General features: G+C 70.8%; 20 protein-coding genes and 1 pseudogene. 9 read left to right on the top strand and 12 right to left on the bottom strand.

Annotated elements, in window-relative coordinates; genetic code table 11:
• Positions 1-88: 88 nt before the first annotated feature.
• Positions 89-1243: a tRNA dihydrouridine synthase DusB gene (gene dusB, locus AB5J50_RS17165; RefSeq protein ID WP_369259003.1), complete on the top strand. Its 1155-nt coding sequence runs from the start codon at positions 89-91 to the stop codon at positions 1241-1243.
• Positions 1244-1384: 141 nt separating this feature from the next.
• Here dusB and AB5J50_RS17160 read toward each other — a convergent pair whose 3' ends face one another.
• The gene (locus AB5J50_RS17160; RefSeq protein WP_369259001.1) at positions 1385-3322 is read right to left on the bottom strand and encodes a glycogen debranching N-terminal domain-containing protein; all 1938 of its coding nucleotides are present in this window, start codon (positions 3320-3322) and stop codon (positions 1385-1387) included.
• On the bottom strand, positions 3319-4992 hold the full coding sequence (locus AB5J50_RS17155) for a hypothetical protein (protein ID WP_369265424.1): 1674 nt from the start codon (positions 4990-4992) through the stop codon (positions 3319-3321). The genes AB5J50_RS17160 and AB5J50_RS17155 overlap by 4 nt, the downstream gene beginning before the upstream one ends.
• 284 nt (positions 4993-5276) lie before the next feature.
• On the opposite strand from AB5J50_RS17155, the gene AB5J50_RS17150 reads away from it, so the two are divergent.
• The 3 genes from AB5J50_RS17150 to AB5J50_RS17140 all read left to right on the top strand — a co-directional run bounded on the left by AB5J50_RS17150 (position 5277) and on the right by AB5J50_RS17140 (position 10923).
• The gene (locus AB5J50_RS17150; RefSeq protein ID WP_369258999.1) at positions 5277-6557 is read left to right on the top strand and encodes an ROK family protein; all 1281 of its coding nucleotides are present in this window, start codon (positions 5277-5279) and stop codon (positions 6555-6557) included.
• Between the two features lie 502 nt (positions 6558-7059).
• On the top strand, positions 7060-9753 hold the full coding sequence (gene ppdK, locus AB5J50_RS17145; protein ID WP_369258997.1) for a pyruvate, phosphate dikinase: 2694 nt from the start codon (positions 7060-7062) through the stop codon (positions 9751-9753).
• Positions 9754-9993: 240 nt separating this feature from the next.
• Entirely contained in the window at positions 9994-10923 is a 930-nt protein-coding gene (locus AB5J50_RS17140; protein WP_369258995.1) for an oxidoreductase, read from the top strand.
• A 52-nt stretch (positions 10924-10975) separates the two neighbouring features.
• Here the strand turns inward: AB5J50_RS17140 and AB5J50_RS17135 are convergent, their stop codons facing one another.
• The 5 genes from AB5J50_RS17135 to AB5J50_RS17115 all read right to left on the bottom strand — a co-directional run bounded on the left by AB5J50_RS17135 (position 10976) and on the right by AB5J50_RS17115 (position 16767).
• Positions 10976-11764 (bottom strand): SDR family NAD(P)-dependent oxidoreductase, encoded by a 789-nt coding sequence (locus tag AB5J50_RS17135; RefSeq protein ID WP_369258993.1) that lies wholly within the window; start codon positions 11762-11764, stop codon positions 10976-10978.
• Between the two features lie 83 nt (positions 11765-11847).
• Positions 11848-12432, bottom strand: a complete 585-nt coding sequence (locus AB5J50_RS17130; protein ID WP_369258991.1) for a TetR/AcrR family transcriptional regulator — start codon at positions 12430-12432, stop codon at positions 11848-11850.
• An 88-nt stretch (positions 12433-12520) separates the two neighbouring features.
• Positions 12521-12871: a nitrite reductase small subunit NirD gene (gene nirD, locus AB5J50_RS17125; protein ID WP_369258989.1), complete on the bottom strand. Its 351-nt coding sequence runs from the start codon at positions 12869-12871 to the stop codon at positions 12521-12523.
• Positions 12868-15495: a nitrite reductase large subunit NirB gene (gene nirB, locus AB5J50_RS17120; protein WP_369258987.1), complete on the bottom strand. Its 2628-nt coding sequence runs from the start codon at positions 15493-15495 to the stop codon at positions 12868-12870. Before nirB ends, nirD begins: the two co-directional genes overlap by 4 nt.
• Positions 15496-16767, bottom strand: coding sequence for an NAD(P)/FAD-dependent oxidoreductase (locus AB5J50_RS17115; protein WP_369258985.1), 1272 nt, complete (start codon positions 16765-16767; stop codon positions 15496-15498).
• A 284-nt stretch (positions 16768-17051) separates the two neighbouring features.
• Between AB5J50_RS17115 and AB5J50_RS17110 the strand changes: the two genes are divergently transcribed.
• The 4 genes from AB5J50_RS17110 (at position 17052) to AB5J50_RS17095 (ending at position 20432) form a co-directional block, all read left to right on the top strand.
• Positions 17052-17615: a hypothetical protein gene (locus AB5J50_RS17110; RefSeq protein WP_369258983.1), complete on the top strand. Its 564-nt coding sequence runs from the start codon at positions 17052-17054 to the stop codon at positions 17613-17615.
• Between the two features lie 9 nt (positions 17616-17624).
• On the top strand, positions 17625-18902 hold the full coding sequence (locus AB5J50_RS17105) for a sensor histidine kinase (protein WP_369258981.1): 1278 nt from the start codon (positions 17625-17627) through the stop codon (positions 18900-18902).
• A 13-nt stretch (positions 18903-18915) separates the two neighbouring features.
• Positions 18916-19563: a response regulator gene (locus AB5J50_RS17100; RefSeq protein WP_369258979.1), complete on the top strand. Its 648-nt coding sequence runs from the start codon at positions 18916-18918 to the stop codon at positions 19561-19563.
• Between the two features lie 86 nt (positions 19564-19649).
• On the top strand, positions 19650-20432 hold the full coding sequence (locus tag AB5J50_RS17095; RefSeq protein WP_369258977.1) for a sulfite exporter TauE/SafE family protein: 783 nt from the start codon (positions 19650-19652) through the stop codon (positions 20430-20432).
• Between the two features lie 46 nt (positions 20433-20478).
• Here the strand turns inward: AB5J50_RS17095 and AB5J50_RS17090 are convergent, their stop codons facing one another.
• Both AB5J50_RS17090 and AB5J50_RS17085 read right to left on the bottom strand, forming a co-directional pair.
• Positions 20479-21090 (bottom strand): class F sortase, encoded by a 612-nt coding sequence (locus AB5J50_RS17090; RefSeq protein WP_369265423.1) that lies wholly within the window; start codon positions 21088-21090, stop codon positions 20479-20481.
• Positions 21091-21366: 276 nt separating this feature from the next.
• A complete protein-coding gene (locus AB5J50_RS17085; protein ID WP_369258975.1) occupies positions 21367-21882 on the bottom strand; it encodes a hypothetical protein in 516 nt (171 codons plus the stop codon).
• A gap of 338 nt (positions 21883-22220) precedes the next feature.
• Between AB5J50_RS17085 and AB5J50_RS17080 the strand changes: the two genes are divergently transcribed.
• Positions 22221-22862 carry an NADPH-dependent FMN reductase gene (locus AB5J50_RS17080; protein ID WP_369258973.1) on the top strand — a complete coding sequence of 214 codons (642 nt, stop codon included), beginning with the start codon at positions 22221-22223 and terminating at the stop codon, positions 22860-22862.
• Positions 22863-22889: 27 nt separating this feature from the next.
• Here AB5J50_RS17080 and AB5J50_RS17075 read toward each other — a convergent pair.
• The 3 genes and pseudogenes from AB5J50_RS17075 to AB5J50_RS17065 form a co-directional block, all read right to left on the bottom strand.
• Positions 22890-23211, bottom strand: a pseudogene (locus AB5J50_RS17075) (ATP-binding protein); the annotation flags it as partial.
• A gap of 82 nt (positions 23212-23293) precedes the next feature.
• Positions 23294-24979: a SpoIIE family protein phosphatase gene (locus tag AB5J50_RS17070; protein ID WP_369258971.1), complete on the bottom strand. Its 1686-nt coding sequence runs from the start codon at positions 24977-24979 to the stop codon at positions 23294-23296.
• A gap of 372 nt (positions 24980-25351) precedes the next feature.
• Complete coding sequence (locus AB5J50_RS17065; RefSeq protein ID WP_369258969.1) at positions 25352-25876, bottom strand: hypothetical protein; 525 nt, start codon at positions 25874-25876, stop codon at positions 25352-25354.
• Positions 25877-25965: the final 89 nt, after the last annotated feature.

Genomic DNA, 25965 nt, shown 5'->3' with positions numbered 1-25965 from the left:
CGTACGCCGCCTTCAATAGTGTGTCTAACTAATGACTGCTACATGATCTCTCGTACGAGCACTCGTCGCCGTACGCGACAATGGGGGAATGTCCACGACCGTCCTTGCTCCCGCCTCCCCGTTGCGGATCGGCCCGCACACTGTGCAGCCGCCCGTCGTCCTGGCCCCCATGGCCGGGATCACGAACGCGCCGTTCCGCACGCTGTGCCGTGAGTTCAGCGGCGGCAAAGGCCTGTTCGTCAGCGAGATGATCACCACGCGGGCGCTGGTCGAGCGCAACGAGAAGACCATGCAGCTGATCCACTTCGACGCGACCGAGAAGCCGCGCTCGATCCAGCTGTACGGCGTGGACCCGGCGACCGTCGGCAAGGCCGTCCGCATGATCGCGGAGGAGGGCCTGGCCGACCACATCGACCTGAACTTCGGCTGCCCGGTCCCGAAGGTGACGCGCAAGGGCGGCGGCTCCGCCCTCCCCTACAAGCGCAACCTGCTGCGCGCGATCCTCCGCGAGGCCGTCAGCGGCGCCGGGGACCTGCCCGTCACGATGAAGATGCGCAAGGGCATCGACGACGACCACATCACGTTCCTCGACGCCGGGCGGATCGCGGTCGACGAGGGCGTCACAGCGATCGCGCTGCACGGCCGCACCGCCGCGCAGCACTACGGCGGCACCGCGGACTGGGACGCCATCGCGCGCCTCAAGGAGCACGTGCCGGAGATCCCCGTCCTCGGCAACGGCGACATCTGGTCGGCGGAGGACGCGCTGCGGATGGTGCGGGAGACCGGCTGCGACGGGGTCGTGGTCGGGCGCGGCTGCCTGGGCCGGCCGTGGCTTTTCGCGGACCTGGTCGCGGCCTTCGAGGGACGTCCGCAGGACATCATGCGCCCGACCCTCCGCGAGGTCGCCGCGATCATGGTCCGCCACGCCACCCTCCTCGGCGAGTGGATCGGCGACGAGGCACGCGGCGTCATCGACTTCCGCAAGCACGTGGCCTGGTACCTCAAGGGCTTCGCGGTCGGCTCTGAAATGCGCAAGCGCCTCGCGATCACCTCGTCGCTCGCGGAACTCTCCGAAGGACTGGCCGAGTTGGACCTCGACCAGCCGTGGCCGACGGGCGCGGACGGGCCCCGCGGCCGTACCTCCGGCAACAACAGGGTTGTCCTGCCGGAGGGTTGGCTGAAGGACCCGTACGACTGCGCGGGCGTGAGCGAGGACGCGGAGCTGGACACGTCCGGGGGCTGATCCTTTTCTCCGGGGGCTTCCTAAGGCAACCTCCGACCGCCGTGACCAGCGCCCCGTAAGGGGCGCGGGGCTGTGACACTGTGCGGCTCCGCCGCGTGGGCGCGACCAGCACCCACCGGCCCGCACATCGCTCACCGAACCTCAGGCACCCCCCACCGCCGTAAGCAACGCCAACGGAGCCGCAGCCGAACGGGATTCGCGCACGCACGCATGCGGATACGGCACAGGCTCCCCATGACTGTCGCGCCCGTACCCCGCAAGGACCTCCGGCAGCCGGTGCCCCGCCGCGGTGGCGGCGTCGACCAGCGCGTGGGCCACCGTGCGAGCCTCGTCGTGCAGGCCGTACCTCGCCAGCCCCAGCGTGATCAGCGCGTTGTCGTGCGGCCAGACCGAGCCGCGGTGGTACGAGAGCGGGTGGTACGCCGGCTGGCCGGAGGCGAGCGTGCGGACGCCCCAGCCGGAGAAGAAGTCCGGCTCCAGCAGACGGCGGCCGACCAGCTCGCCGTACTCCTTGTCGAGCAGGCCCGACCAGAGCAGATGGCCCGCGTCCGACGCGAGGGCGTCGACATGGCGGCCGTCACCGTCCAACGCCAGCGCGGGGAAGGCGTGTTCAGGCATCCAGAAGTCCCGCTGGAAACGGTCGCGGAGGTCGCCGGCGGCCTGTTCGAGGAGCGCCGCGTAGACCTCGTCGCCCCAGACCGTGCGGGCCAGGTGCGCGGTGCGGCGCAGTGCGTCGTACGCGTATCCCTGCGCGCCCGCCGCCATCACCGGGCCGGTGGGGCGGCTGCCGTCGGCCGAGCAGATGGCGCCGGGGGAGTCCTTCCAGTTCTGGTTGGCGAGGCCGCCGCCGTCCGCGCGGTAGACGAGATAGCCGCGCGAGGTCAGACCGCCGTGGTCCAGCATCCAGCCGATCGCCGCGCGGGCGTTGGCCTCCAGACGCCGGGCCAGCGTGACATCACCGGTCTGCTCCGTGTACGCCCCGAGCAGCACCAGGAACAGTGGCGTCGCGTCCACCGAACCGTAGTAACGCCCGTACGGCACCTGCCCGAAGTGCGCCAGCTCGCCGTGCCGCACCTCGTGCACGATCTTGCCGGGCTGGGACACCGCCTCGGCCCCCGTCTCCGTCGCCTGGGTCGCGGCGAGCGCGGGCAGTGTGGCGGCGGCGAGCTGCGGGCGGTAGGGGAGCGCGAAGAGCGAGGTCAGCAGCGCGTCGCGGCCCAGGAGGGTGAGGAACCAGGGAACTCCGGCCGCCGGGACGCGCAGTTCCTCGCCGTCCAGGCCCGTCGCCGGTACCTGGAGCACCGCCAGGTCGGACAGGCCCCGCGCGCAGGCCGCGGCCAGCTCGGGCCAGCCGGTCGGGAAGGGCACGCCCTCCGCGAACTCGTCCTCCAGCTCCAGGAGTCGCTCATTGGCGGCGGCGGGGGAGAGCGGCACACGGGGCTCCCGCGTGGCGCCGTGCGGACGTGCCGCGACCCGCAGCGACAGCTCGGCGGAGCCGTGCGGTTCGAGATCCAGGGTCCATACGAGACGACGCGCGCCCGTGCCCGTCTCCTCGACGCCGTCCGGGGCGGGCTCGGAGGTGACCGTCGTACAGGACCGCCACTCGCCGCGTCGGTAGCTGAACTCCACGCCGTCGTCCAGGACTTGACGTTGGCGGACGACGCCCGTCTTGGCGTACGTACGGTAGTCGGAGCGCAGCTCGAACTGGTCGGTGAAGTCGGCGTCCGCGGTGACCGCGATGCGGACCGTGGTGGGCGTCGGACGGTTGCTGGTGACGCGCAGCGCTTCCACGAACGCGCTGTCGGCGACCGCCTGTTCACGGAAGAGTGTGTACGCGGGCGGCTCGGTGCGGCCGCCGCGCGGCACGAGCACACAACGTGCCGTGTCGCCGTCCGCGACCGGCGTGAGCGCCTCGGGCACCGCGCCGTCGACGGTCAGCTGCCAGCGGCTGAGGTGCCGGGCGTCCCGTACGAATAACCCGTCCGGGGAGCTGCCGCCCCGCACGCCGCTGATGTCCCCGCCGTCGCCCACGGCGGCGAACGTCCCACCGTGCACGAGCAGATGATGCCGGTCCGTCATCCCCGGTTCCCTCCCTTGGCGCCCGTATCGAATGCGCTGTGTCCTGTTGTGCTGTGCCCTGTTGTGCTGTGCCCTGTTGTGCTGCGTGCTGTTGTGCTGTGTGTCTTGTCGAACGCGTAGCGCCCCGGGTGGGACACGACTTGGTCCGCCTGGTCCGCTCCCGAGGGCTCGTGCAGCAGATCCAGCGTCAGTGCCGCGGTCCAGCTGAAGCCGAGCGCTCCGCAGGCCTCGCCGGTGTACGGGTCCACGTACTCCGCGAACCCGGACTCCCCGGCCGTGTCCAGCAGCGCGGCCCGCAGCCCGTCCGCCCGCGCGTGCTCGCCGTGCAGCCGCAGCCCGCGCTCCAGCAGCCAGTTGGTGTTGAACCAGGCCGGCCCCCGCCAGTACCGGTGCGGATCGAAGGCGTCGCCGGTGAGGTCGTAGCTCGGTACGAGTCGGGTGGCCCCGCCGAGCCCGAAGTGCGGGCCGCTCGCGGTACCCACGAGGGTGGCGGCGATGTCGCGCGGCAGCGCGGGGAGGATGAGGGGGAGCAGCCCGGCGACACTGCGCTCGGGGATCAGTGCTCCACGGGGAGAGCGCCGCTCCTTTGCGAGAGCACTGCTCTGGGAGCGCTGCTCCGGAGTGTGAGCACTGCTCCGAGAGCGCTGCTCCGCTCCGAGAGCACCGCTCTCGACCCGGCCTCCGCTCTCGCCCCTGCCGACACTCTCGCCCCTGACTCCACCCTCGCCCTCGGTCTCGCCATGCACGTCCCGGCAGAAGAACATCCCCTCCGCCGGATCCCACAGCCGCTCCACCAGCGCCGCCGTCAGACGCTCGGCCCGGGCGTGCCGTGCCGTCCCCGCCGCGCCCAGCTCCTGCGCGATACGGGCCAGCGCGTGTTCGGAGGCGATCAGCAGCGCGTTGAACGCCGGGTCCTCGACCGCGAACTCGCCCGCCCGTCTCCCACCACCACCCTCAACCGAGGCCCTGCGGGCCACCCCCTCGTTTACCCCGTCCGCGTACTCCCCGTCCCGATAGTCCGTGGCGAGCCGCACGTACCGCCCGTAGTCGAGATCCGTCGGGCGGTCCTCGGGGGCCCCGTGGTCGAGGTCGGCGCGGCGGAAGGAGCGGGCCGGTGCCGGGGTGACGCGGCTCAGCGGGGCGTCCCAGCAGGGGCTGTTGTCCATGCCCTGTTCCCAGGGGTGGACCACAGAGGCGAGACCGCCGCCGCCCAGGTCTCGGCGGTGCAGGAGATAGCGGTGCCAGGCTGCCAGGCGGGGGTACATCCGGGGGAGGAAGGAGCGGGCCCGGGACAGCCCCGGGTCGGCCTGGTGCACCAGCCACACGGCGAGCGCGTGCACCGGTGGCTGCACGATGCCCGACGTCTGTACGGTGCGCGGGGCGCCCGCGGCGCGTCCCGCGGTCGAGGAGCGCCAGAAGTCGGGGCTCGGGAAGTACGCGTCCAGCGGCACGGAGGGGTTGAACACGATGTGCGGGATCCGACCGTCGGCCCACTGCGCGCCCAGCAGGGTCTCCAGCTCGGTCTGCGCCCTCAAGGGGGACAGATGGCGTAGCCCTATCGCGATGAACGCGGAGTCCCACGACCACTGGTGCGGATACAGACCGCGCGAGGGCACGGTGGACGTTCCCGTCCAGTTTCCGTTCAGTACCCGGGCGGCCCTGAGATGCAGTGACCCTGTCGACTCGGCAGGATCGTATACAAGTGATCCGGAACGGGTGATGTCACCCGGACCGGGCGAAGAGGGCGGGCCGGAGGCGTGCACAGGAGTGCCGGAGGTGCGCACGGGGGTGGTGATACCCGTGCGCCAGGCGGTGAGTTGGGTTGTGCTGTCCACTCAGGTCTCCCCGAAGACGTCCGGCCGACCAGTTCGGCACTAGCTACCGTAGGGTTACGTCTATTTAACACGCAAAACTCAATATGTAATGCAGAGTTGAGGAACGCAAGGGGGTGCGCATGACGGGAAGGGCAGGGAGGACCGTGAAGGCGGGGAATCAGGCAAGCGCCGGAGATCTGCTCGAACTGGTGCGCAGCGGCCGGGCCACGACGCGCGGCGCGCTGCAGCAGGCCACCGGTCTGTCGCGGGCCACGGTCGGCCAGCGGCTCGACCGGCTCTTCCGCGCGGGCTGGTTGCGCGAGGGCGCGGGCGGCCCCGTCGACTCCCCGCTCGGCGGACGCCCGTCCATCACCCTCGAATTCGACGACGCCCACGCGGTCGTCCTCGCCGCCGACCTCGACACCCGGCACGGCCGGGCCGCCGTCCTCACCCTGACCGGCGAGATCCTGGCCGAACACACGGGCGTCCTGGTGATCGACGAGGGCCCGGAGACGGTTCTCGGTGAACTCGGCCGCTGGTTCGCCGAGCTGCTGGAGAAGGCCGGGCACCGGGCGGAGGAGGTCTGCGGGATCGGGCTCGCGGTGCCGGGCCCCGTCGACAGCGACACCGGCCGCGTCGTGCAGCCGCCGATCATGCCGGGCTGGGACGGCTACGACATAAGGGGCCGCCTGGGCCGCGCCTTCGCCGAACACGCGGGGCTGCGTACGGCGCCGGGTGCGGGCGGGGGCGGCACGGCACCGGGCATGAGTGGGGGCGCCAGGACGGCCGTCCCCGTACTCGTCGACAACGACGCCAACCTCATGGCGTACGGCGAGCAGCGCAGCGGATATCCGGACTGCTCGGCGTTCGCGCTGGTCAAGGTCTCCACCGGTATCGGTGCGGGCATGGTCGTCGGCGGCAGCATCTACCGGGGCGTCGACGGCGGCGCGGGCGACATCGGGCACATCCGGGTGGGCGCCGACGCGCTGTGCCGGTGCGGCTCGTACGGCTGTCTGGCCGCCGTCGCCAGTGGTGGCGCGGTGGCGCGCCGGCTCGCCGAGGCCGGGGTCCCGGCCGCGTCCGGCTCAGATGTGCGCGACCTGCTGACGTCCGGGCACCCGGAGGCGATGGCGCTGGCCCGGGAGGCGGGGCGGCAGGTCGGGGACGTACTGGCGACCGTGGTGACGCTGCTCAACCCCGGTGTACTGATGATCGCCGGAGATTTGGCCGGAACTCCCTTCCTCACGGGCGTGCGTGAGCTGCTGTACCAGCGGGCGCTGCCCCGCTCCACCGCTCATCTGGACGTGGTGACCTCGCGGCTGGGGGAGCGGGCGGGGCTGGTGGGGGCCGGGGCTCTGGTCGTGGAATACCTGTACGCGCCTGAGCGGGCCGAGGAGCGGCTGGCCGCGCTCGGTGTCTGACCGGACCCGTCACCGCACCCGTGACCGCACGCGTGTGTGACATGCGTGTGAACCGTCCAGATGGTGGTCCGCATGGTGAAATCTCGCCGCCCTGGCGACGTGATTCGCGCCACGCCTGATAGGGGCATCGCTCAGATGAGCGGATCTTGGACGGCTGCACTTCCCTAAGGGGTGGCACTCAGTGCCACCCCTTGATCGTTCATCGATCGAACTCAGGCGTGTCGAAGCCTGCTCATCCGAGCGTGTACTACGGTCTACGGGCGTTGATGCGTTCAAGAAGTGAAAACATCAGCCCCCGATGACTTGCCAAGCTTTGACTTTCGATCTGCTGGCGGACGAGTGGTTACAGGCGCATGACGCGCAAGTGGACGTGCCCAGACGCCTTCGATCTGGGTATGTTCCCCGTCGTCAGGGCAGCCACCGCGACGTCGAGGAGTCGAGACTCGTGTCGGAAAACAAAGATCCCCTCGTAGCTGAGAACAGCGACAGCGACGTTGAGGGAGTGAAGTTCGTTTACGACTTCACCGAGGGCAACAGGGACCTCAAGGACCTCCTCGGCGGCAAGGGCGCGAACCTCGCCGAGATGACCAACCTGGGCCTTCCCGTCCCTCCCGGCTTCACCATCACCACCGAGGCGTGCAAGACCTACCTCGACAGCGGCGACGAGCCGGCGGCACTGCGTGACGAGGTGAGTGCGCACCTCGAAGCTCTCGAAGCGACGATGGGCAAGAAGCTCGGCCAGGCCGATAACCCTCTGCTCGTATCCGTCCGTTCCGGGGCGAAGTTCTCCATGCCCGGCATGATGGACACCGTTCTGAACATCGGCCTCTCCGACAAGTCGGTGCTGGGCCTCTCCAAGCAGTCCGGCGACGACCGCTTCGCGTGGGACTCGTACCGCCGTCTCATCCAGATGTTCGGCAAGACGGTCCTCGGCGTGGACGGCGAGCTCTTCGAGGAGGCGCTGGAGGCGGCGAAGGAGGCCAAGAAGGTCACCGTCGACACGGACCTCGAAGCGGCCGACCTGAAGAAGCTCGTCACCAAGTTCAAGAAGATCGTCAAGACCGAGGCAGGCCGCGACTTCCCGCAGGACCCGCGCGAGCAGATGGACCTCGCCATCAAGGCGGTCTTCGACTCGTGGAACGGCGACCGCGCGAAGCTGTACCGCCGTCAGGAGCGCATCCCGCACGACCTCGGCACGGCGGTCAACATCTGTTCGATGGTCTTCGGCAACCTGGGCCCGGACTCCGGCACGGGCGTCGCCTTCACCCGCGACCCGGCCAGCGGCCACCAGGGCGTGTACGGCGACTACCTCCAGAACGCCCAGGGCGAGGACGTGGTCGCGGGCATCCGCAACACGGTCCCGCTCGCCGAGCTGGAGTCGATCGACAAGAAGTCGTACGACCAGCTGATGCAGATCATGGAGACCCTGGAGACCCACTACAAGGATCTCTGCGACATCGAGTTCACCATCGAGCGCGGCCAGCTGTGGATGCTCCAGACCCGCGTCGGCAAGCGCACGGCGGGCGCGGCCTTCCGCATCGCCACGCAGCTCGTCGACCAGGGCCTGATCGACGAGGCGGAGGCGCTCCAGCGCGTGACGGGCGCCCAGCTCGCGCAGCTGATGTTCCCGCGCTTCGACGACCAGGCGAAGGTCGAGCAGATCGGCCGGGGCATCGCGGCGTCGCCGGGTGCGGCGGTCGGCAAGGCGGTCTTCGACTCGTACACCGCCATCAAGTGGTCGCGTTCGGGCGAGAAGGTCATCCTGATCCGCCGCGAGACGAACCCCGACGACCTGGACGGCATGATCGCGGCCGAGGGCATCCTGACCTCGCGCGGCGGCAAGACCTCCCACGCCGCCGTCGTGGCGCGCGGCATGGGCAAGACGTGCGTGTGCGGCGCCGAGGAGCTCGAGGTCGACACCAAGCGGCGCCGGATGACGGCCCCGGGCGGTGTGGTCATCGAGGAGGGCGACGTCGTCTCGATCGACGGTTCGACGGGCAAGGTCTACCTGGGCGAGGTCCCGGTCGTGCCGTCCCCGGTCGTCGAGTACTTCGAGGGCCGGATGCACGCGGGTGCCGACGACGCGGACGAGCTGGTCGCGGCCGTGCACCGGATCATGGCGTACGCGGACCGGGTCCGCCGCCTGCGGGTGCGTGCCAACGCCGACAACGCCGAGGACGCGCTCCGCGCCCGCCGCTTCGGTGCGCAGGGCATCGGCCTGTGCCGTACCGAGCACATGTTCCTCGGTGACCGGCGCGAGCTGGTCGAGCGTCTGATCCTGGCCGACACGGAGGCGGAGCGCGAGGAATCCCTCAAGGAGCTCCTGCCCCTCCAGAAGCGGGACTTCGTCGAGCTCTTCGAGGCGATGGACGGCCTCCCGGTGACGGTCCGTCTCCTGGACCCGCCGCTGCACGAGTTCCTGCCGGACGTCACCGAGCTGTCGGTGCGGGTGGCGCTGGCGGAGTCGCGCGGCGACGCCAACGAGAACGACCTGCGCCTGCTCCAGGCGGTGCACCGCCTGCACGAGCAGAACCCGATGCTGGGCCTGCGCGGCGTACGCCTCGGCCTGGTCATCCCCGGCCTGTTCACCATGCAGGTGCGGGCGATCGCGGAAGCCGCCGCCGAACGCAAGAACGCGAAGGGCGACCCGCGAGCGGAGATCATGATCCCCCTCGTCGGCACGGTCCAGGAGCTGGAGATCGTCCGCGAGGAGGCCGACCAGGTCATCGCCGAAGTGCAGGCGGCGACCGGTACGGAGCTGAAGCTGGCGATCGGCACGATGATCGAACTCCCGCGAGCGGCCCTCACGGCCGGTCAGATCGCCGAGGCGGCGCAGTTCTTCTCCTTCGGCACGAACGACCTCACGCAGACGGTGTGGGGCTTCAGCCGGGACGACGTGGAGGCCTCCTTCTTCACGGCGTACCTGGAGAAGGGCATCTTCGGCGTCTCCCCCTTCGAGACCATCGACAAGGACGGCGTCGGCTCCCTCGTGAAGTCCGCGGTGAAGGCGGGCCGCGCGACACGCCCCGACCTGAAGCTCGGCGTCTGCGGCGAGCACGGCGGCGACCCCGAGTCGGTCCACTTCTTCCACGAGGTGGGTCTCGACTACGTCTCCTGCTCCCCCTTCCGGATCCCGGTGGCCCGCCTGGAGGCGGGACGCGCGGCCTCGTCGGCGAAGGGCAGCGACCACCGCTAGGCCCTTGCTGGGCCCTCGCCAGGCCCTTGCTGGGCCCTCGCCAGGCCCTGGCTGGGCCTCGCCAGGCCCTTCGGCCCGCATGACCCCCGGGACTGTCGCCGGTCATCCTGACCCTCACCGACATGGCAACGGTTCCGGTGCACCAAGAGGAGCGGCACCCTGTGCGGGGGTGCCGCTCCTCTCTGCGTGGTCCACCGCTCGTACGCTGATGTCCCATCCGTTCGCACAGGAAGGTCGGTCATGGCTGGTTGGAGCGCGGGTGACATCCCTGACCAGAGTGGTCGTACCGCCGTCGTCACCGGGGCCAACAGTGGGATCGGATACGTGACCGCGCGTGAGCTCGCCCGGAAGAGGGCCCGGGTCGTGCTCGCCTGTCGGAGTGAGGTGCGCGGTGCCGAGGCCGGGGACAGGATCGTCACCGAAGTGCCGGGTGCGGATGTGGTGTTCTTGCGGCTGGATCTCGGGGACCTGGGTTCCGTACGAGAATTCGCGGGCGCGTACCCGTTCGAGCGCCTCGATCTGCTCGTCAACAACGCAGGGGTCATGGCACTGCCCCTCGGCCGGACCGCCGACGGGTTCGAGACGCAGTTCGGGGTCAATCATCTGGGGCACTTCGCGCTCACCGGGCTGTTGATGCCCGCGCTGCTCGCCACGCCCGGCGCGCGCGTCGTGAACGTGGCGAGCATGGTCCACGCGCTGTCGAACATCGACATCGACGACCTCAACAGTGAGCGCCGGCCGTACCGGAAGTGGATCGCCTATGCGCGGTCCAAGACCGCCAATCTGCTCTTCACCCATGAGCTGGCGCGGCGACTGGACGCCCTCGGGTCCGATGTCGTCGTGGCCGCCGCGCATCCCGGGTACGCCTCCACCAACCTTCAGGCCGCCGGGCCCAGGCTGGAGGGGCGGAAGGGTGCCGAGCGGTTCATGGAGATCGGCAACCGGTTCTTCGGGCAGAGCGCCGACGCCGGGGCGCTGCCCACGCTGTACGCCGCCACCGCGCCCGGGGTGCGGCCCGACTCCTTCACGGGGCCGTCGTTCGCGATGTGGCGCGGCGCGCCCGCGAAGTCCTGGCGGGCCCGGTGGACCCTCGACGACACGGCGGGGGAGCGGCTCTGGGCCGCTTCGGAGCAGTTGACCGGGGTCACTTACGACGCGCTCAAGCCGTGACGACTCCACTGAGCCGCCAGTAGTTCTCCAGCCAGCTCCTCAGATCAACCCCTCAGAGCGATCCGCCGCTGTCGACCACCAGGTCCGTGCCGACGACCGATGCCGCGTCGTCGGACGCCAGGTAGAGGACCGCCGCGGCGATCTCCTCGGTGGCCGAGATCCGGCCGAGCGGCAGCTCGTGCTTCACCCGTCGCACTCGCTCGGCCTCCGTCTCGCCCGGGCGCAGGGACATGGCGGTGGCGGAGGCGCCGGGGCTGACGACGTTGATGCGGACGCCGTCGGCGATGTGGTCCAGGGCGGCGGCGCGGGTCAGCGCGGTGACGGCGGCCTTGGAGGCGGCGTAGGCGGCGATGCCCGGACGGCGGGTGTGCAGGCCGATGGTGGAGGCGATGTTCACGATCGCGCCGCCGGTGGGCTGGGTGCGCATCAGCCGGATCTCCGCCTGGAGGGCGAGGAAGACGCCGGTCAGGTTGGTGTCGAGCTGCGTGTGCCAGTCCGTTTCCGCAAGGTCGGCCAGGGGGGTCCCGCCGCGGAACACTCCCGCGTTGTTCACCGCCACGTCGAGGGACCCGAAGCGGTCCACGGCCGCCGCGACCAGGGCCTGCCAGTCGGCGGCGCGCGACACATCGGCCGTCACGGACAGGGCCTTGCCGCCTCGTTCCTCGATCAGCGTGACCGTCTCGTCGAGCGGGGCCGCGGTGCGCCCGGCGACGACGACGTGCGCGCCCTCGGCGGCGAGTGCGAGCGCGGTGGCGCGGCCTATGCCGGAGCCGGCGCCGGTCACGAGGGCGGTCCGGCCGGAGAAGCGGGTTCGGGCGGAGGGCGTAGTGCGCGTGGTCATGTCTCCCCTTTGTTGACCGATCGGTTCAGAATGAGGATGCACAGAGTACCCCTCAGAGGCGTGTGCGGTGCGACGTGCGTGGCTCAGTCGAGCAGCGTCAGGGCCTGCTCCGCCGCGTCCCGGACGCGGGACGGGTCCGTCGAGGCCTTGCCCACGATCCGTAGCCCCTGCATCAGGACCAGCAGCATGCGGGCCAGTGTCCGCGGGTCGCGGTCCTCGGGGAGCTCTCCTTGCGCCTGTGCGCGGACGAGCGCCGAGTGCAGCAGGGTTTCGATGTGGTCCCAGCTGTGCTCGACCCGGCGGGCGGCGGCCGTGTCGTGCGGTGCCAGCTCGGCGGCCGTGTTGGTGACGAAACAGCCGGTCAGACGGCGCTCTTCGGTGGCCGCCTCGGTCGCGAAGCGGCGTACCACCGTGCGTACGGCGGGCAGTGCGGGACCCGGCTGGGACAGTTCGCGCAGCAGTTGCGGGTCGCGGGTCTCGCGGTAGCGGTCCAGCGCCTTCAGGTACAGCTCGTGCTTGTTGCCGAACGTCGCGTAGATGCTGGCGCGCCCGACGCCCAGGTGCTCGACGAGGTCCGCCATGGACGTCGCCTCGTAGCCGCGCCGCCAGAACAGCTCCAGGGCTGACTGCAGCGCGGCGTCCGGATCGAACTCCTTGGTCCTGGCCACGAACATGACCGTAGATCCAAGGAGAACGATCGGTCAAGTAAGCGCGGGGTGACCGGCGGGCGCGAGGAGGTCCCGGTCACCCCGGCCGTCAGGAGGTCCGTACCTCGTACACCGCCACGCTCACCGTCTCGTCGTCCAGGCACCGCCCCGTCTCCAGGTCGAAGCGCTGCTTGAGGAGCGGGGAGGCGACGAACGGGCGGCCCTGGTGGGTGCCGGTCAGCCCGCGGGAGAGGACCGCCGCGCCGCTGAACGGGTCGCGGTTGTCGATGGCGTACGTCCGCCCCGCGCGGTCGGCGAACAGCGCGACCTGGCGGCCGTCGGGCAGGAGCGCGGCGACTCCGCGGCCCGGGGTCAGAAGAGACAGGTCGCAGACCGTGAACCAGCCCTCTTCCAGGAGGAGTTGGAGCTTCAGGGCCGTCGTCTCGGGTGCCAGGGTCATCGCTGGGCGCTTCCTTCCAGGGCTTCCATGGGGCGCATGCCGATGCTCAGCAGCGGCAGATCGGGCTTGATCTGGTCGCGCTCGGGGACGAAGCCGACGACCGGGTCGGGGGTGTCCGGGGCGTTCACGAAGGACACGAACCGGGACAGCTTCTCGGGGTCGTTGATGGTCTCGGCCCACTCGTCGCGGTAGGCGGCGACATGCGCGGTCATCAGCGACTCCAGCTCCTCGCAGATGCCGAGCGAGTCCTCCACGACCACGTCGCGGATGTGGTCGAGGCCGCCGGGAATCCGCTCCAGCCAGGTCGACGTGCGCTCCAGACGGTCCGCCGTGCGGATGTAGAACATCAGGAACCGGTCGATCAGGCGGATGAGTTCGGCGTCACTCAGGTCCTGGGCCAGCAGATCCGCGTGACGCGGGGTCGCGCCGCCGTTGCCGCCGACGTACAGGTTCCAGCCGTTCGCGGTGGCGATCACGCCGAAGTCCTTGGACTGGGCCTCGGCACATTCGCGGGCGCACCCGGAGACCGCCGACTTGAGCTTGTGCGGGGAGCGCAGTCCCCGGTAGCGCAGCTCCAGGTCGATCGCCATGCGGACCGAGTCCTGGACGCCGTAACGGCACCAGGTCTGGCCCACACAGGACTTGACCGTGCGCAGCGCCTTTCCGTACGCGTGCCCGGACTCGAAACCCGCGTCCACCAACCTGGCCCAGATCAAGGGGAGTTGCTCGACCCGCGCGCCGAACAGGTCGATGCGCTGGCCGCCCGTGATCTTTGTGTAGAGGCCGAAGTCCCTGGCCACCTCGCCGATCACGATCAGCTTCTCGGGAGTGATCTCGCCGCCGGGGATGCGCGGCACGATCGAATAGGAGCCGTTCTTCTGGAGGTTGGCGAGGAAGTGGTCGTTGGTGTCCTGGAGCGTGGCCTGCTCGCCGTCCAGGACATAGCCGCTGGTGCCGATGGTCGGGGCGAGCGAGGCGATGATCGAGCCGACGGCGGGCTTGCAGGTCTCGCAGCCGTCGCCGCCCCGGGCGCCCTCGCGGCCGTAACGGTCCAACAGGGTCTGGTACGAGGTGATCCGCAGTGCGAGGACGATCTCGTACAGCTCCTCGCGGGTCTGCGAGAAGCAGCCGCACAGGCCCTTGTCGACCTCGACGCCGCTCGCCTCCAGCTCGGCGGTGACCAGCTGGCCGAGTACCTTGACGCAACTCCCGCAGCCCGTACCGGCCTTGGTGCACTTCTTGACTTCCGGGACCGTCGTGCAGGAGTGCTCGGTGACCGCGCCGCGGATCGTGCCCTTGGTGACGTTGTGGCAGGAGCAGATGACCGCCTCGTCCGGCAGTGCGGAGGGGCCGAGCTGGGCGCCGCCCCCGGAACCGGCCGGCAGCACCAGCTGTTCGGGCGAGATCGGCGGGACCGAGCCGGTGAGGGCGCGCAGCGTGCCGTACGCGTCCGCGTCGCCGACCAGGATGCCGCCGAGCAACTGGCCGTCGCGGCCGATGACCAGCTTCTTGTACGTGCCCGAGCGGGAGTCGGAGTAGACGACGTCGAGGCAGTCCGCGGTGGCGCCGTGCGCGTCGCCGAAGGACGCCACGTCCACGCCGAGCAGCTTCAGCTTGGTGGACAGGTCGGCGCCGGTGAAGGACGCCTCGTCCGCGGCGATCGTGGCGGCCACGGTCGCGGCCTGCTCGTAACCGGGGGCCACCAGGCCGTACACCCGGCCGTCGGCGGCCAGCGCGCACTCGCCGATCGCGAAGACGTGCGGGTCGGCGACCGTACGGCACTGCTCGTCGACGGTGATGCCGCCGCGCTCGCCGACGGTCAGGCCGCAGTCGCGGGCCAGCTGGTCGCGGGGACGGACGCCGGCGCTGAACACCACCAGGTCGGTGGCGAGTTCGGAGCCGTCGGACAGCTTCATGCCGGTGACGGCGCCGGACTCGTCGACCACGATCTCCTGCGTGCCCACACCCGTGTGGACGGACAGGCCCATGCCCTCGATGGTGCGCAGCAGCGCGGCGCCGCCGCCCTCGTCGACCTGCACCGGCATCAGGCGCGGCGCGAACTCGACGATGTGGCTGGTGAGTCCGAGGCCCTTCAGCGCGCCCGCGGCCTCCAGGCCGAGCAGGCCGCCGCCGACCACGGCACCGGTCGTGCGGGTCTTCGCGTACTCCTCGATGGCGAGGAGGTCCTCGATCGTGCGGTAGACGAAGCAGCCCTCGGCGTCCTTGCCCGGGACCGGCGGGACGAAGGGGTAGGAGCCGGTGGCGAGGACGAGGGTGTCGTACTCGAAGACCTGGCCGGACCTGGCCGTGACCTTCTTCGCCTCGCGGTCGACCGTCTCCGCCGGGTCTCCGACGTACAGCTCGATGCCGTGCTCCTCGATGAACGCCATGTCGGTCATCGAAAGGTCCTCGGGCGTCCTGCCCGAGAAGTACGAGGTGAGCTGGACCCGGTCGTACGCCGGACGGGGCTCCTCGCACAGCACGACCACGCGGTGTGTCGCGGTCAGGCCGCGCTCGGCGAGCGCTTCGAGGAAGCGCTGGCCGACCATGCCATGGCCGACGAGCACGATCGTGTGCGCGGTGCCGTCGGCGGCGTTCGCCGCCTTCGTCGTGTCCGTGGACATTTAGGAGCCTCCGTCGTTGGTGAGCAGGTGGAGCAGCGGTGCGCCGTCCGCGGGGAGCGGCTCCGCTCCCTCCCAGGCGCGGGCGAGGGCACCGACGGTGCCGAGTTCGCCGACGAGCACGCCACCGACCAGCCGGTCGTCGCGGACGACGACCTTGCGGTAGGTGCCGCGGGTGGCGTCGGCGAGCTGGATGACGTCGTCGCCGGGGCGGGGTTCGGTCTCGCCGAAGGCGGCCAGATCGAAAGGCGAGTGGGACTGCCCGGTGAGGGTCAGCCGGGTGAGCGAACGGGTGCCGGTGTAACGGGAGTTGGCGTTCCCGGCGGCGCCCGCCTCGCTGGCGATCAACTCGGCGAGGACATCGGCCTGTTCGAGCGCCGGTGTGGCCAGGCCGTAGAGCGTGCCCTCGTGCTGGGCGCAGTCGCCGATCGCCCGGATGTGCGGGTCCGACGTACGCAGTTCGTCGTCGACGAGGATGCCCTTGTGGACGGCGATCCCCGCGTCCTGTGCGAGGCCCACACGGGGGTGGACGCCGCAGGCGAGGACGACGAGGTCGGCGTCGAGGGCGTATCCGTCGGACATCTCGACCGAGCGGACCGCGCCGCCGACGCAGCGCACGTCGCGCACCCGGCACTCGGTGTGCACCTCGACGCCCAGGTCCGTGAGGTGCCGGTGGACCAGACGGGAGGCGGACGGGTCGAGCTGGCGTTCCATGAGCCGCTCGGACTGCTGGGCCAGCACCACCTGGGCGCCGCGCACGGCCAGCGCGCGGGCGGCCGAGACGCCGAGGAGACCGCCGCCGATGACGACGGCACGGGCGCCCGGCCGTACGGCCTTCGACAGGCCCAGGCAGTCGTCCATGGTGCGGAACGCGTGGACGCCTTCGGGGAGTTCGTGCCCGCCCTGGCCGAAAAGGCCGCGCAGGGGCGGGAGTACGGGGTTCGAGCCCGTCGCGAGGACCAGCGTGTCGTATGCGATCACCGAACCGTCCGCGCAGTGCAGGGTGCGGGTGGCGCGGTCGATGCCGGTGACCCGGGCGCGGGTCAGCCGGCTCGGCGCCGGGAGGGCGATCACCTCGGGGGCGTACCGGCCGGCCAGGACCTCGGCGAGCAGGACGCGGTTGTAGGGGCGGTGCTCCTCCTCGCCGACGAGCTCGACGGACACGGCGGCCGCACCGGACGTGCCGCCGGACGCACCGAGCTCTTCGAGCCGCCGGGCGAGCCGAGCGCCCGCGAGCCCGGCGCCGATCACCACCACACGCGCATTCGAGGTCATGACCACACCGTGCGGTGCCGGTGTTACCCGGCCGCATCACATCTGTTTCCCGGGGGGAACGCTGCCCTCAGCGGAGGCACGGTCCGGATGTGAGGGTTCGGGCAGCGGCGCCGGAGCGGGCTGTGAGGTGGGGCTGGCCGAACCCCTGGAGTCCGTGCAGGTACGACCCCGGTATCGGTGCAGGCACGACCCCTGGAATCCGTGCGGGCACGATCGATCACGGCGCCCCGGAGCGGAAGGCTGGAGCTGTCGATCACACCAGCTCACGCCCAGGGGGACAGATCATGGCCACCGTCCGGAAACCACCGCCTCCCAGGCTCCGGAAACCACCGTCGCCCGAGCTCCGGAAACCGCCGCCTCCCGGCCTCCGGGACGACACCGCCGTACGGGCCTGGCGCCTCGTCCGTGAGCCGTTCACGGCGGACACCTGGCGCCGGGTCGCGTACGCGCTGCTGGCCCTGCCCCTCGGGCTGCTCTGCATTCCCCTCGCCCTGCTGGGCCCGGGCGGCACCGCCGGGCGCTGGCAGCGCGCGCTCGTACGCCGCTTCCTGGGTGCGGAGCTGCCCGGGTCCGCCCGGGGGCCGGCCCACGCCGTGCTCGCGACGCCCGTCAATCTTCTGGTGTTCGCCGTCACCGTCTACGGCTGGTCCCTGGTGCCGATGAACCTGGGCTGGCCCCTGCGGGTCTCCGGATCCGACTACGCGGACTCCTGGGGCGGACCCACCTTCGCCGGGGCGTGGGCCTTCCACGCGATCGTCGGCGGGATCGGTTTCCTGCTGCTCATGCCATGGCTCGGCCGGGCCATGGCCGCCGTCCAGCTCCGCCTCGCCGCGGCGCTTCTCTCCTAGGTTGATGCCATGCACCGCCTCCGCGCACTCGTGGCCTTCCCCTTCGGGCGCAAGGCCCTCGCGGCGGTCCTCTACGGAGTGATCGCCTTCCCGCTCGCCCTGGTCGGGTTCGTCCTCACCCTCGTGGGGCTGCTGATCGGCGGCGCGCTGTCCGTGACCACGCTGGGGCTGTGGCTGATCGCCGTGACCGTACGGGGAGCGCTCGTGCTCGGCAGGCTCCAACGCGGCCTGGCCCGGCACCTGTTGGGGCTGGAGATCGAGGAGCCGGCGCGCCGCGCGGGCGACGGGATACTGGGCTGGCGGCGGGCCCTGCTGAGCGACCGGAGCGGCTGGCGCGCCGTCGCCTGCGCGCTGGTGACGCCGTACACCGCCCTCTTCGGGCTCGTCGCCGTCGTCATCGGATACGCGTACGGCGTCCTGCTCACCCTGCACCCCCTCCTCTCGCGGTGGAACTACCGCACGGAACGGGCGAGCGACGGCACGGAGCACCGGGTGTCGCTGGAGTTCTTCGGGTTCCAGGTCGACTCCTGGCCGCGCTGGCTGATCCCCGTGGCCATCGGACTGCTGCTCCTCGCCACCGCGTCCTGGCTGTTGCGGCAGTCGCTCGCCCCGCACCGGGGCCTGCTCACCGCCCTGCTCGGCCCGGACGCCTCCGACCGCCGCATCCGCACCCTGGAGGAGACCCGCGCCCAGGCCGTGGACGACGCGGCGGCGACCGTGCGCCGGATCGAACGCGATCTGCACGACGGCACCCAGGCCCGGCTCGTCGGCCTCGCGATGCACCTCACGATGATCAGGGAGCTGATCGGCGCGGGGGCCTCCCCGGAACAACTGCTCGCCGTCGTCGACACCGCGCAGGGCAACGCCACGCAGGCCATCGCCGACCTGCGCCATCTCGTCAAGGGCATCCATCCGCCCGTACTGGACCAGGGCCTGGACACCGCCCTGGCCACGCTGGCCGCCGACAGCGCCCTGCCCGTCAAGGTCACCACCGACATCACCGCCCGCCCCAGCCCGGCGGTCGAGTCGATCGCGTACTTCTGCGCCGCCGAACTCCTCGCCAACGCGACCAAGCACAGTGCGGCGAGCGCCGCCACGGTGACGGTGACCGCCCGGGACGGGCTGCTGCGGCTGGGCGTCCGCGACAACGGACGCGGGGGAGCGGTGATCGGCGCCGGCTCGGGCCTGACCGGACTCCTCACCCGGGCACGGACCGTCGACGGCACGCTCACCTGCGACAGCCCGCCGGGAGGGCCTACGGTGGTCACGGTCGAACTGCCCTACTGATCACGGGAATCACATGCGCGTCGTCATCGCCGAGGACTCCGCCCTGCTGCGCGACGGGCTGGCCCAGCTGCTCCAGCTACGGGGTGTCGAGGTCGCGGCCGCCGTGGGTGACGCGGACGCGCTGCTGTCCGCAGTGGTCGAGCACCGCCCGGACGTCGCCGTCGTCGACATCCGGCTGCCGCCGACCCAGACCGACGAGGGGATCCGGGCGGCCGTACGACTGCGGAAGGAGCACCCCGGCACCGGGGTGCTGATCTTCTCGCAGTACGTGGAGACGACGTACGCGACCCAACTGCTGGGCGAGCCCGCCGGGTTCGGCTACCTCCTCAAGGAACGCGTCGTCGACATCGGCGAATTCGTGGACGCCATGGAACGGGTCGCCGGGGGCGGTACGGCCCTCGACCCCGAGGTCGTCGCCCAGCTCTTCGGCGCGAGCCGCCGCGCCACCGCCCTCGACCGGCTCACGCCCCGCGAGCGCGAGGTCCTCGCGCTGATGGCCGAGGGCCGCACGAACCACGCGATCGCCACCGCCTTCACCGTCTCCGAACGGGCCGTCGAGAAGCACATCGCGAACATCTTCAGCAAACTCGACCTGCCGCCGTCGGAGACGGGGCACCGGCGGGTGCTGGCGGTTTTGCGCTACTTGGACGCGGTGAGCTGAACCCCTGGGCGGCCGAACCTCAGAAGTCCCTCAAGCCTCACGAAATTCATGGACGGCACATCTATCGTGCCCATAGGGTCGCGATCATGCCCGACATATCGCTGACCGTCACCGCTGCGCTCTGCCTCGCCTCCCTGGTGGCCGGCTGGATCGACGCGGTCGTCGGTGGCGGTGGGCTGCTCCTGCTTCCCGCGCTGCTGCTCGGGCTGCCGAGCGGGACCCCGGCGGCGTACGCGCTCGGCACGAACAAGGCGGTGGCGATCGTCGGGACGGCGGGCGCGGCGGTGACGTACGCGCGCAAGGCGCCCGTCGATGTGCGCCTGGCCGTACGGATCGGGCTCGCGGCGCTCGCCGGGTCGACGGCGGGGGCTTTCGTCGCGGCCGGGATGAGCACCGCGGTGCTGAAGCCGGTCGTCATGGTCGTCCTGCTCGGCGTCGGAACCTTCGTGATCCTGCGGCCCGCCTTCGGTACGGCGCCCTCGACCGCCCCGGTCTCGCCGCGCCGCGTCCTCGCCGCGATCGGGCTCGCGGGCCTCGGCATCGGCTTCTACGACGGGCTGATCGGCCCCGGCACGGGTACGTTCCTGGTGCTCGCCCTCACCGCGCTCCTGCACTTCGACCTGGTGACCGCCTCCGCCACCGCCAAGATCGTCAACTGCTGCACCAACGCGGGCGCGCTCGCGACCTTCGCCTGGAAGGGCACGGTGCACTGGCAGTTGGCCGCGCTGATGGCCGTCTTCAACCTCGCCGGCGGGACGATCGGGGCGCACACCGCGCTCAAGAAGGGCAGCGGGTTCGTACGGGTCGTGCTGCTGACGGTGGTGTTCGCGCTGGTGGCGAACATGGCGTATCAGCAGTGGGTCGCGTAGCGCGGTCGGATGGGTCGGCCGGTCGGCTGGTCCGTCGGTCATCCGGTCATCCGGTGCGGCTCCCCGTCAGATGGGCGAAGACGACCACGTTGCCCTGGTACCCCGTCGTCTTCGAGTAGCCGCCGCCGCAGGTTATTACGCGCAGCTCGGGGCGATGTGCGGCGCCGTACACCTTCTCGTCGGGGAAGTCGCGGGCCTCGTACACCTCGACGGCGTCGACGGCGAAGACGGCGGTGCTGCCGTCGCGGCGCTCCACCTCGATGGTGCCGCCCTTCTTGAGGGCGCCGAGGTCGTAGAAGACGGCGGGGCCGTCGGCGTTGTCGACATGTCCGGCGACGATGGCGGTGCCTGTCTCGCCGGGGGTGGTGCCGGCCTCGTACCAGCCGGCGAGGTTCTTCTGTGCGGGCGGCGGGACGTCCAGGCTGCCCTGTGGGGTGAGGCCGAGGCCCATCAGCGGGGCGTTCACGCGGATCGAGGGGATGCGTATGCGCTCGGGCGGGGAGTGGTGCATCGCGGGCGCTGCCGCCCCCTGGTCACCGGCGTCGGGGAAGGCCGCCTGGGCGGTGGACGGCTGGGGCGGCGCGTGGGTCTCGGCGCCGCTGAGCAGCAGCCAGGCGCCGGTGCAGAGCGCGACGGCGGTGACGGACGCTATGGCGATGTTGCCGACACGGCCTGAACTGCCGGTTCCGCTGGTTCCGAGGGCCCTGCGGGTCCTACGTGCCCTGCCGGTCCGGCCGGTCCGGCCGGTCCTGCTGGTACGGCTGCTCCTGCCGGCCTTGCTGAAACGGCGCACGTGAGCCTCCTCTCTGCTCCTCTGCTCCTCTGCTCCTCTGCTCCTCTCTGGGTCCCGTTCCCCCTCCGGGCCGCGAGGGGCGTCGGGCCACGGAGGGGGAGGGGACGGCGGTACCGGTGGACGGACAGCGGAGGGTGTCCGTCAGATCCCGTCGCCTCTCGCCCGGCGATGCAGGAGCCAGGTACCGCCCGCGGCGGCGACGGCCAGGGCCGCCACTCCCGCCGCGGTCTGTGTGGAATCGGGGCCCAGTGCGCCGCCGACCCCCGTATTCACATGTCCGCGCGGCTGGATCTGCGCGCGCATGGACGTCAGGGTGACCATCAGGTCGCCGGTGACGCGCTTGCCCCCGGAACACGTCGCGACGATCTCGTACGTCCCCGGCTGCGCGCTCGGCGGCACCCGGAACTGTCCGATCGAGTCGTGCTCGTGCGCGCTGGGGGCGAGGGTGAAGATCCCCGCACCCACCGCGCTGGCGTCGCCCGCCGCCGTCTCGATACCGCACGCCGCTGTGTTGACGGTGACTTGGGAGCCCGGGACGACGGTGGAGGGCAACACCTCCAGGCTCCCCGCGGTTCCGCCGTACGCGGGCGCGGTGGCGAGGCCCGCGGCGGCGACGGCGAGCGCGGTACCGGTCATCAGACGGGCGGTACGTCGCATCGTGCTTGCTCCTCCGAGGGGGCACGGCCCGCGACACCCCCAAGTGCCGCTGCGTCGGTCGTGCCCCTGCCCTACTGAGGTAAGTGGCAGATGCGCGCGACCGCTTCCTGAGGAACCGTCAGAAATGATGTGAATGGGTGTCCGGTGGGGTGGTGGAGGGGGTCGGATCGGAGGTATTTCGGCAGGTCATCGGGGTGTGGGTGGGGTGCTGCGGAAAAGGATGCGAAGGGGGCGGGGCGGGGGTATGAACGGGTGACGGGGTCTGTGTTGGTGGTGGCGTGCGTGTGGCGCGTGTGCGGCTTGACCTCGACAAAGGTTGAGGTATGAGGCTGTGCGTCATGAAGACAGCCACAGCTGATTCCATCGTCCCTGCGCCCGCGCCCGCCCCGGTCCAGGCGTCCGACACCCCCGTGCGGGTCGCCGTCGTCATCGGCAGCAACCGCGAGGGCCGCTTCGGGCCCGTCGTCGCCGACTGGCTGCTGGCCAGGATCCGCGAACGCGACGACTTCACCGCAGAGGTGGTCGACGTCGCCGCCGTCCAGCTCCCTACGACCCTCTCGCCGTCCCCGTCCCCCGCGGTGGCCGCCGAACTGGCCAAGGTCACGCCCGCCCTCGCCGCCGCCGACGCCTTCGTCGTCCTCACCCCCGAGTACAACCACTCCTACCCCGCCGGCCTGAAGAACCTCATCGACTGGCACTACGCCGAGTGGCGCGCCAAGCCCGTCGCCCTCGTCTCTTACGGCGGCCTCTCCGGAGGCCTCCGCGCCGTCGAACACCTTCGCCAGGTCTTCGCGGAGCTGCATGCCGTGACGGTGCGGGACACAGTGTCTTTTCATGGGGCTGGTGCCGCGTTCGACGAGGAGGGCAGTCCTCGCGACGCCGCGGGCCCGGCGGCGGCCGCCAAGACGATGCTGGACCAACTGGCCTGGTGGGCAAGGACGTTGCGGGAGGTGAAGAAGGAGTGCCCGTACGCGGGGTGACTCGGTCACGCTGGTGCCGGGAGTGAATTAGTCGGCCTCCGGCCCCGCGGCGACTGCACCCCCGGCCGCCGCGGTCCGCAGGGGCGCTTCCGCACCGATCACCTGGGCCTGGCCCAGCGCGATGGTCAGGCCCAGACCGGTGCCCTGGCCGCGCTCCGCCGCGCCGGTGAGGAAGCGGGGGGGCGTCCCGGAAGAGATGCTCCGGGAACCCGGGACTGCGGTCGCGGACGGTGACCTTGGCCCCCTCGACCCGCACCGGGGCCGTCCCCGCCCCATGCTTGCGGGCGTTCACGATCACGTTCGTCAGGATCCGCTCCAGACGGCGCGCGTCGGTGCGTACGAGCGTGTCGGCGCCGTTGGGTTCGCTGAACTCCGCCTGTTCTGTCGCAGTGAAGGCTGAGCGTTTCTCATCGAAGGCTGAGCGGGGAGGGTCATTCATTTCCGTCGCGCTGGCGAGCGGCGAGGATCGCGACGTCGTCCTCGTACGCACCGTTCGCCAGGCGGGCCAGGAACGTGTCGAGCATGTCGTCGAGAGGGCAGTCGGCCGGCAGGCTTACCGTCTCGAGCGCCTGCACCGAGATGTCGATGTCTGTGCCGCGTCGTTCCACCAGGCCGTCGGTGTAGAGCAGCAGAGCGGTGCGGCGGTCCATTTGTACGGTGAGCGATTCGTAGCCACCGAGTCCGGTGCCGATGGGCGGGCCGGCCGGGAGCCACAAGACCTCGATGCTGCCGTCCGGTCGCACGGCGGCGGGCGGCAGATGCCCGGCGCTGGCCGTCGTACAGGTGCCCGCACCGGGATCCATGACCGCGAGCAGACAGGTGGCGAGGCGGTCAAGGCCGAGGTGCGCGACCTGGCGGTCGAACTCGCCGAGGATCTTGTCGACGCCCGCGCCGGAAGCGGCAATGGTGCGCAGCAGGGAGCGGTACTGGCTCATGGCGACAGCGGCCTGGAAGCCGTGGCCCATCACATCGCCCATGACCAGCAAGGTGCGGGAGTCCGGCAGGGGGATCGAGTCGTACCAGTCCCCGCCGACGAGGACGCTGCGGCCGGAGGGGAGGTAGCGGGCGGCCACTTCCACGGCGGGGTGGGGGGCGCGGGGTTCGGACAGCAGGGCCCGCTGGAGTTCCAGCGCCATGGTGTGTTCGTAGCTGTAGCGGCGCGCGCTGTCGATGGAGACGGCGGCCCGGCCGGCCAGCGCCTGGAGCGTCACGAGGTCGTTGTCGTCGAAGGGCTGTGATACGCCGGCCCGGCCCAGAAGGACGACGCCGACCGGGCGGCCTGCCGTGATCAGCGGGGTGATGAGAAGCGAGTGGATGCCGGCCGCGCGGAAGATCTTGGTCCGTCTGGGGTCCACGGTCACCTTCTGGAACAGCTCGTCCGAGGCCAGGTTGCCCAGCCATGGCCGCCCGCTGTCCAGGCAATGCCGTGTTGCGACGCCACGGGGAACGTCGACGTACGGTCCCGGCCCGCCCAGCTGCTGCAGCACCCATTCCATCCCAGGGGGTGCTGAGCCCCTCACCTTGCGCAGCCGCAGGAAGCCGGGAGGAGGCGGGGGAGCACCGGTGAACTCCTCTTCGACGATTCCCACCGCGGCCATGTCGGCGAGCGAGGGGGCCAGGAAGTCGACCAGCTCCTGGCACGTGGTTTCCATGTCGAGTGTCGTGCCGACGCGCGCGGCCGCGGCATCCAGCAGGGCAAGCCGCTGATGCGCGGTCTCCAGGTCGTCCAGATAGCGGCGCAGACTGCTGATCTCCACGCCGATCCCGCACAGACGCGCGTCCCGACCCGGCACATCCACCCGGTGGTAGACCGCTCGCCAGATCCTCTGCCCCAGCGGCGAGGAGACCCCTGTCGTTCCTGCGATGGTTGCCTCCCGGGGTTGCCCGTCTGCGAGTACCTCGAACAGGACGTCGTCCGGGCTCTGGAGATCAGGCAGCACTTCCCCGAGCGTTCGTCCCAGGAACGCAGTGGCGGGCACGCCGCTGACCCGGACCCATGCCGGGTTGACGTACAGATGGCGCAGCTGCGCGTCGAGAACGACGATGGGGGCCAAAGTCCCCTCTACAAGCTGACGTGCCGGAAGGCCATCACCCTCCGGAAGGAGCCACTGCGGCATGGGGCCCTCACCGTTCACAGGTTTCCTCTCGCTTTCTTCACTGGAGCCGATGCATACCCCGTCGAAGAAGTGACCTCTCGCGGTGAGGTCGGGCGCATGAACGTGAACGCGGGGCGTGCAGTGGATCAGAGGCCCGCAGAGCCCTTGTGGCATTGGTGACACAGTCGCATGTGCTGGAGTCGCAGCAGCTGCCTCTGTCCGGCGTTCGACGCGCCGCCCTGACCTGTGCGCTTAACCATCGGTGAGAAGAACCATCAGTCCCCGGTCTTCGCTGAGAACTGCTCAACCTTCGCTGCGAGAGGTCATCCGCCTCCATGCCGCCCTGCTGGACGCTCGCCCCGGCTTGCGTGGAGAACCGACGGAATGCCCTGATCAGGCAGTATCCGACAGCTCTTGAAGATCGTTTCCCGTGAGCTTGTAGATCATTTCCCGCTGCCCACGTGGGCCGCTTCGATCGAGCCCACTACTGGGGATGGCTGAGAAGCCGACCGGTCGCGAGGTGGCCGCAGGATGCCCTGAGCGCGCTGTACAACAGCGCGTCGACGCGACGGAGCGCATCGCGACATGGCCGTCGGGCCGGACGAGGATCGCTCCGGTGCCGCTGATTCCGCACAGGGCGTGCCAGTCGCCGTCGCATACGAGGTCGGATCCCACCGCAAAGACGTCGATGTCGACCTCCGCGCGGCCGGTTGCCGCCAGCCAGGCCGCACCGTCTTCGCCGGCCATGAGAAGGAACCGGCCTGGTGCGATCGGAGGGGGCTTTTTCGTGGTCTTGGGCTGTGTCTGAACTGTCGGCCGTTGAGGTGAAGTGACTCGGCTGTACCGGTCGAAGACGGACGACTCGGCTGGTCGTGACGGCCAGGCGGCCACCGGTCCCGGTACTAAATCGGCATCCATGCGCTCAGCTGACGGCGAGGAGGCCGACGTTGCTCCCAGTGACCCAATCGATCCCGCGTAAGCGGGGTCGGCGGTGCCGTCTGCGGCTC

This window comes from Streptomyces sp. R35 (assembly GCF_041053035.1).
Classification (GTDB): domain Bacteria; phylum Actinomycetota; class Actinomycetes; order Streptomycetales; family Streptomycetaceae; genus Streptomyces; species Streptomyces lutosisoli.
Note: the sequence above shows the minus strand (reverse complement) of the source record. Positions and strands in the feature narration are given on the sequence as shown.

What these genes read in the sequence shown, in the direction of transcription:
- dusB (WP_369259003.1), top strand. Translation starts at nt 89, where the DNA reads ATGTCCACGACCGTCCTTGCTCCCGCCTCCCCGTTGCGGATCGGCCCG.
- AB5J50_RS17160 (WP_369259001.1), bottom strand. Translation starts at nt 3,322, where the DNA reads ATGACGGACCGGCATCATCTGCTCGTGCACGGTGGGACGTTCGCCGCC.
- AB5J50_RS17150 (WP_369258999.1), top strand. Translation starts at nt 5,277, where the DNA reads ATGACGGGAAGGGCAGGGAGGACCGTGAAGGCGGGGAATCAGGCAAGC.
- AB5J50_RS17140 (WP_369258995.1), top strand. Translation starts at nt 9,994, where the DNA reads ATGGCTGGTTGGAGCGCGGGTGACATCCCTGACCAGAGTGGTCGTACC.
- AB5J50_RS17135 (WP_369258993.1), bottom strand. Translation starts at nt 11,764, where the DNA reads ATGACCACGCGCACTACGCCCTCCGCCCGAACCCGCTTCTCCGGCCGG.
- nirD (WP_369258989.1), bottom strand. Translation starts at nt 12,871, where the DNA reads ATGACCCTGGCACCCGAGACGACGGCCCTGAAGCTCCAACTCCTCCTG.
- nirB (WP_369258987.1), bottom strand. Translation starts at nt 15,495, where the DNA reads ATGTCCACGGACACGACGAAGGCGGCGAACGCCGCCGACGGCACCGCG.
- AB5J50_RS17115 (WP_369258985.1), bottom strand. Translation starts at nt 16,767, where the DNA reads ATGACCTCGAATGCGCGTGTGGTGGTGATCGGCGCCGGGCTCGCGGGC.
- AB5J50_RS17110 (WP_369258983.1), top strand. Translation starts at nt 17,052, where the DNA reads ATGGCCACCGTCCGGAAACCACCGCCTCCCAGGCTCCGGAAACCACCG.
- AB5J50_RS17105 (WP_369258981.1), top strand. Translation starts at nt 17,625, where the DNA reads ATGCACCGCCTCCGCGCACTCGTGGCCTTCCCCTTCGGGCGCAAGGCC.
- AB5J50_RS17100 (WP_369258979.1), top strand. Translation starts at nt 18,916, where the DNA reads ATGCGCGTCGTCATCGCCGAGGACTCCGCCCTGCTGCGCGACGGGCTG.
- AB5J50_RS17095 (WP_369258977.1), top strand. Translation starts at nt 19,650, where the DNA reads ATGCCCGACATATCGCTGACCGTCACCGCTGCGCTCTGCCTCGCCTCC.
- AB5J50_RS17085 (WP_369258975.1), bottom strand. Translation starts at nt 21,882, where the DNA reads ATGCGACGTACCGCCCGTCTGATGACCGGTACCGCGCTCGCCGTCGCC.
- AB5J50_RS17080 (WP_369258973.1), top strand. Translation starts at nt 22,221, where the DNA reads ATGAAGACAGCCACAGCTGATTCCATCGTCCCTGCGCCCGCGCCCGCC.
- AB5J50_RS17070 (WP_369258971.1), bottom strand. Translation starts at nt 24,979, where the DNA reads ATGCCGCAGTGGCTCCTTCCGGAGGGTGATGGCCTTCCGGCACGTCAG.
- AB5J50_RS17065 (WP_369258969.1), bottom strand. Translation starts at nt 25,876, where the DNA reads ATGGATGCCGATTTAGTACCGGGACCGGTGGCCGCCTGGCCGTCACGA.